The sequence below is a fragment of the Cumulibacter manganitolerans genome (assembly GCF_009602465.1).
Taxonomy (GTDB): Bacteria; Actinomycetota; Actinomycetes; order Mycobacteriales; family Antricoccaceae; genus Cumulibacter; species Cumulibacter manganitolerans.
In genome coordinates, this window is the sequence record NZ_WBKP01000105.1 from 1 (window position 1) to 3,256 (window position 3,256).

At 76.2% G+C, this 3,256-nt stretch carries 3 protein-coding genes and 1 pseudogene; all 4 read left to right on the top strand.

Going from position 1 to position 3,256, the window contains the following annotated elements; all coding sequences use genetic code 11:
• Window positions 1-821, top strand: a pseudogene (locus tag F8A92_RS18775) (primosome assembly protein PriA); the annotation flags it as partial.
• Between the two features lie 9 nt (window positions 822-830).
• Window positions 831-1,376, top strand: coding sequence for a peptide deformylase (gene def / locus F8A92_RS18230; RefSeq protein ID WP_153506603.1), 546 nt, complete (start codon window positions 831-833; stop codon window positions 1,374-1,376).
• A 1-nt stretch (window position 1,377) separates the two neighbouring features.
• Window positions 1,378-2,310: a methionyl-tRNA formyltransferase gene (locus F8A92_RS18235; protein ID WP_153506604.1), complete on the top strand. Its 933-nt coding sequence runs from the start codon at window positions 1,378-1,380 to the stop codon at window positions 2,308-2,310.
• A gap of 116 nt (window positions 2,311-2,426) precedes the next feature.
• On the top strand, window positions 2,427-3,256 hold an 830-nt coding region (locus F8A92_RS18240; protein ID WP_323368448.1), incomplete at its 3' end, for a transcription antitermination factor NusB.

A 3,256-nucleotide genomic window follows, 5' to 3' on the forward strand; every position in this document is an offset into this window, starting at 1 on the left:
TGGCGTGCGTGCGGTGCGCGACCCCGGCGCGCTGCGCGCCCTGCCCGGGGCCGCTGTCGCTGCGCAGCGCCCGCGACGAGCTCGCCACGTGCCGCTGGTGCGGCAAGGTCGCCGTGGGCTGGCGCTGCCCGGTGTGCGAGGCGACCCGGTTCCGGGCCGCGGTGATCGGCGCCGCCCGCACCGCCGAGGAGATCGGCCGCATGGTGCCGGGCACCCCCGTGGTGCAGTCCGCGGGCGAGCACGTCGTGCCGGTCGTCGAGCCCGGCGCCCGACTAGTGATCGCCACGCCCGGCGCCGAGCCGATCGTCGCCGGCGGGTACGGGGCGGTGCTGCTGCTCGACGGCTGGGCGCTGCTGACCCGCTCCGAGCTGCTGGCCGGCGAGGAGACGCTGCGCCGCTGGCTGAACGCCGCGGCCCTGGCGCGGCCGGCGGACGCCGGCGGCCGGGTGGTGGTGATGGCGCCCGCCGCCGTCCCGGTCGTGCAGGCCCTGGTGCGGTTCGACGGCCCGTGGTTCGCCGAGCGGGAGCTCGCCGACCGCCGCGAGCTGCGGTTCCCGCCCACCGCCCGCATGGCCGCCCTCGTCGGCGACGCGGCCGCGATCGGCGCGGCGGCGAAGCTGCCGGCCCTGCCGGCCTCGACCGAGGTGCTCGGCCCGGTGACGGACTTCGCCGACCCCACCGCCGAACGGCTGCTGCTGCGCGTCCCGACGGCGGACGGCGACCGGCTGGCACGCGCGCTGCACGAGCTGCGCAGCGCCCGGAGCCTGCACAAGGCCACCGATCGGCTGCACGTCAAGCTCGACCCGCAGCGGCTGCTCTAGAATGCTCGGGTGTCTGTAACCCCCATTCGCCTGTTCGGCGACCCCGTGCTCCGTACCCAGTGTGAACCGGTGACCGCATTCGACCGCGAGCTCGCCAGGCTCGTCGACGACCTCACCGACACCATGCTCGCCGCCGGGGGTGCCGGCCTGGCCGCGCCGCAGATCGGCGTGGGCGCGCGGGTGTTCACCTACCACGTCGACGACGTGATCGGGCACCTGGTGAACCCGGTGGTCGAGGAGGTCTCCGAGGAGGAGCAGACCGACGACGAGGGCTGCCTGTCCATCCCGGGGCTGAAGTTCCCCTGTGCGCGGCCGCTGCGGGCGCGCGCCACCGGGTTCGACGTCCACGGTGAGCCGGTCGTGATCGACGGTGAGCGGCTGCTGGCGCGCGCCGTGCTGCACGAGATCGACCACCTGGACGGCGTGCTGTTCGTCGACCGCCTGGACACCGCCACCCGCAAGGCGGCGATGCGCGCCATCCGCGAGGCCGAGTGGGCCGGCGCGCCGGTACCCCGGATCAAGGTGAGCCCGCACCCGTCCCCGTTCGGCATCTGACGTGCGCATCCTGTTCGCCGGTACACCGCGCGCGGCCGTGCCCTCCCTCGAGGCCCTGCACGGGTCGCCCCACGAGGTGGTCGCGGTGCTCACCCGCCCCGACACCCGCGCGGGACGCGGCCGCGGGCAGCACCGCAGCGAGGTCGGCCTGCGCGCCGACGAGCTCGGCATCCCGCTGCTGCAGCCCCGATCGCTGCGCGAGCCGGAGGCCGTGCAGCAGATCGCCGCGTGTGGGGCAGAGCTGGCCGTGATCGTCGCGTACGGCGGTCTCGTGCCGCCGGAGGCGCTCGCCGTCCCGCCGCACGGGTGGGTCAACCTGCACTTCTCGCTGCTGCCGCGATGGCGCGGCGCCGCGCCCGTCCAGCACGCCATCGCCGCCGGTGACGAGGAGATCGGAGCGTGCACCTTCCGGCTCGAGGAGGGCCTCGACACCGGACCCGTCTATCGAGAGCTGTCGATACCCATGCCGCCCCGCGCGACGTCCGGCGAGCTGCTGCAGACGCTGGCGCTCGACGGCGCGGCGCTGCTGCGCAGCACCGTCGACGACATCGCCGCCGGAACCGCACAGGCGGTCCCGCAGCCCGACGAGGGCGTCACCCTGGCGCCCAAGCTGTCGGTGGCCGACGCCCAGGTGCACTTCGCGCAGGACGCGATGGTCGTCGACCGGATGGTCCGCGCGGCGACGCCGGCACCGGGGGCGTGGTTCACCCTCGGGGGCGTCCGGCTCAAGCTCGGCCCCGTCGAGCCGCTGAACGAGAACCTGCCGGCCGGCGAGCTGGTGGTGACCAAGCACGACGTCGTGATCGGCTGCGCGACCGGAGCGGTACGGCTGGGACAGGTGCAGCCGCAGGGCAAGCGGCCCATGGCGGCGGCCGACTACGCGCGCGGCGCCCGCCTGAGCAGCGGCATGCTGGTCGACGAGGCGTCGCTGTGAGCGGTCAGCCGCGCCGTGGCCAGGATGGCCGGCCGCCCCGCGGCCCGCAGCGCCGGGCACCCGACGGCGGCAGCGGTCCGCAAGGGGGGTCCCGGCCCCGCGGACGACGCCTCGCGGTGGGTGCGCTGCCGCGGCGCGTCGCCTACGACGTGCTGCGCGCGGTCACCGGGCGCGACGCGTACGCCAACCTCGTGCTCCCCGAGCGGATCGCGCAGGCCGGCCTCGACGAGCGGGACGCCGCGCTCGCCACCGAGCTCGCCTACGGCACGCTGCGCGCGGCCGGGCTGCTCGACGCGATCATCGACGTGGTCTCCAGCCGGCCCGTCGAGGAGCTGGACGACGACGTGCGCGACGCCGTCCGGCTGGGCGCCTACCAGCTGCTGCGCACCCGGATCGCGCCGCACGCCGCCGTGTCCGCGACCGTCGGCGCGACCTACGGGGTGCTGTCCCAGGGGCAGGCCGGGTTCGTCAACGCGCTGCTGCGCAAGATCGGCTACCGGTCGGAGGCCGAGTGGATCGAGCGCGTGGCACCGCCGCGGGACGCCGACCCCGTCGGATACCTCGCGACCGCGTACGCGCACCCCAGGTGGATCGCCGGGGCGTTCCACGACGCGCTCGGCGGCGACACCGACGAGCTGGCCGCCGCGCTCGCCGCCGACGACGCCCGTCCGGTGGTGCACCTCGCGGCCCGTCCCGGCCGGGTCGGCGCCGAGGAGCTCGCGGAGGCCGCGGGGGGCACACGTGGTCGCTACTCGCCGTACGCGGTCTATCTCGAGCACGGCGACCCCGGCGACGTCCCGCAGGTGCGCTCCGGCTCGGCGGCGGTACAGGACGAGGGCAGCCAATTGGCCGCCCTCGCGCTGGCCACCGCGCCGCTCGAGGGACGCGACGAGCGCTGGGTCGACCTGTGCGCCGGTCCCGGCGGCAAGGCGGGGCTGCTCGCGGC